Here is a 3,030-nt window from a genome sequence, read left to right on the forward strand (position 1 = left end):
GATTATAATCAGATAGATAAGTCATCGATCCATTAGTATCCGTCAGCTCCACGTGTCACCACGCTTCCACCTCGGACCTATCAACCTCATCGTCTCTGAGGGATCTTATTACCTTATAGGTAAGGGAAATCTCATCTCAAGGGGGGCTTCATGCTTAGATGCTTTCAGCACTTATCCCGACCACACGTAGCTACCCAGCGATGCTCCTGGCGGAACAACTGGTACACCAGCGGTGTGTCCATCCCGGTCCTCTCGTACTAAGGACAGCTCCTTTCAAATTTCCAACGCCCACGACGGATAGGGACCGAACTGTCTCACGACGTTCTGAACCCAGCTCGCGTACCGCTTTAATGGGCGAACAGCCCAACCCTTGGGACCGACTACAGCCCCAGGATGCGATGAGCCGACATCGAGGTGCCAAACCTCCCCGTCGATGTGGACTCTTGGGGGAGATAAGCCTGTTATCCCCGGGGTAGCTTTTATCCGTTGAGCGACGGCCCTTCCATGCGGAACCGCCGGATCACTAAGCCCGACTTTCGTCCCTGCTCGACTTGTAGGTCTCGCAGTCAAGCTCCCTTGTGCCTTTACACTCTGCGAATGATTTCCAACCATTCTGAGGGAACCTTTGGGCGCCTCCGTTACCTTTTGGGAGGCGACCGCCCCAGTCAAACTGCCCACCTGACACTGTCTCCGGACCGGATCACGGTCCTGGGTTAGAATGTCCGTACAGCCAGGGTAGTATCCCACCAGCGCCTCCACCGAAGCTAGCGCTCCGGCTTCCAAGGCTCCTACCTATCCTGTACAAGCTGTACCAACATTCAATATCAGGCTACAGTAAAGCTCCACGGGGTCTTTCCGTCCTGTCGCGGGTAATGTGCATCTTCACACATAGTATAATTTCACCGGGTCTCTCGTTGAGACAGTGCCCAAGTCGTTGCACCTTTCGTGCGGGTCGGAACTTACCCGACAAGGAATTTCGCTACCTTAGGACCGTTATAGTTACGGCCGCCGTTTACTGGGGCTTCGGTTCAACGCTTCGCATAAGCTAACGCATCCCCTTAACCTTCCAGCACCGGGCAGGTGTCAGCCCCTATACTTCGCCTTACGGCTTCGCAGAGACCTGTGTTTTTGGTAAACAGTCGCTTGGGCCTTTTCACTGCGGCTCCTCGGCAGAGGAGCACCCCTTCTCCCGAAGTTACGGGGTCATTTTGCCGAGTTCCTTAACGAGAGTTCTCCCGCTCACCTTAGGATCCTCTCCTCGCCTACCTGTGTCGGTTTGCGGTACGGGCACCTCTTTCCTCACTAGAGGATTTTCTTGGCAGTGTGAACTCAGGAGCTTCGGTACTTTATTTCCCTCCCCATCACAGCTTGACGTTGCCGGACGGATTTGCCTATCCGACCGTCTCACTGCTTGGACGCGCACATCCAGTGGCGCGCTCTCCTTATCCTCCTGCGTCCCCCCGTCGTTCAAACGGAAAGGAGGTGGTACAGGAATATCAACCTGTTGTCCATCGCCTACGCCTTTCGGCCTCGGCTTAGGTCCCGACTAACCCTGAGAGGACGAGCCTTCCTCAGGAAACCTTAGGCATTCGGTGAAAGAGATTCTCACTCTTTTTTCGCTACTCATACCGGCATTCTCACTTCTAAGCGCTCCACCAGTCCTTACGGTCTGACTTCACGGCCCTTAGAACGCTCTCCTACCACTGATCATAAGATCAATCCGCAGCTTCGGTGGTGTGTTTAGCCCCGGTACATTTTCGGCGCAGAGTCACTCGACCAGTGAGCTATTACGCACTCTTTGAATGATGGCTGCTTCTAAGCCAACATCCTGGTTGTCTAAGCAACTCCACATCCTTTTCCACTTAACACACACTTTGGGACCTTAGCTGGCGGTCTGGGCTGTTTCCCTCTCGACCATGAACCTTATCACCCACGGTCTGACTCCCAGAACAAAGTCTATGGCATTCGGAGTTTGACTGAATTCGGTAACCCGATAGGGGCCCCTCGTCCAATCAGTGCTCTACCTCCATGACTTTCTATTCTGAGGCTAGCCCTAAAGCTATTTCGGAGAGAACCAGCTATCTCCGTGTTCGATTGGCATTTCACCCCTACCCACACCTCATCCCCGCAATTTTCAACTTGCGTGGGTTCGGGCCTCCAGTCAGTGTTACCTGACCTTCACCCTGGACATGGGTAGATCACACGGTTTCGGGTCTACGACCGCATACTCACTCGCCCTATTCAGACTCGCTTTCGCTGCGGCTCCGCTTCTGCTGCTTAACCTCGCATACGGTCGTAACTCGCCGGTTCATTCTACAAAAGGCACGCCGTCACCCATTAACGGGCTCCGACTACTTGTAGGCACACGGTTTCAGGTTCTCTTTCACTCCCCTTCCGGGGTGCTTTTCACCTTTCCCTCACGGTACTGGTTCACTATCGGTCACTAGGGAGTATTTAGCCTTGGGAGATGGTCCTCCCGGATTCCGACGGAATTCCTCGTGTTCCGCCGTACTCAGGATCCACTCCGGAGAGAGAAAGATTTCGACTACAGGGCTGTTACCTGCTCTGGCTGACCTTTCCAGATCGATTCGCCTATCTTCCTCTTTGGTAACTCCAATGGAGTGTCCTACAACCCCAGAAAGCAAGCTTTCTGGTTTGGGCTGATTCCGTTTCGCTCGCCGCTACTTGGGAAATCGCGTTTGCTTTCTCTTCCTCCGGGTACTTAGATGTTTCAGTTCCCCGGGTGTGCCTGCCTATACCTATGTATTCAGTATAGGATACTGTTCCATTACGAACAGTGGGTTTCCCCATTCGGAAATCTCCGGGTCAAAGCCTACTTACGGCTCGCCGGAGCATATCGGTGTTAGTCCCGTCCTTCATCGGCTCCTAGTACCAAGGCATCCACCGTGCGCCCTTATTCACTTAACTATCTTCGTGAAAAGACGTTTACAATTTCAATTAGATGTCTTGTCATCAAATGTCTCATCGTTAGATGAAACAATGATTCCTTATCCAGTTTTCAAGGTTCAC

General features: G+C 53.0%; 1 rRNA gene. It reads right to left on the reverse strand.

The window, feature by feature from the left end:
- Positions 1 to 12: 12 nt before the first annotated feature.
- A 23S ribosomal RNA gene (locus tag K2225_RS19880) occupies positions 13 to 2,928 on the reverse strand.
- Between the last annotated feature and the right edge of the window lie 102 nt (positions 2,929 to 3,030).

This window comes from Halobacillus sp. Nhm2S1 (assembly GCF_019599545.1).
In the GTDB taxonomy this organism is placed as follows: domain Bacteria; phylum Bacillota; class Bacilli; order Bacillales; family Halobacillaceae; genus Halobacillus.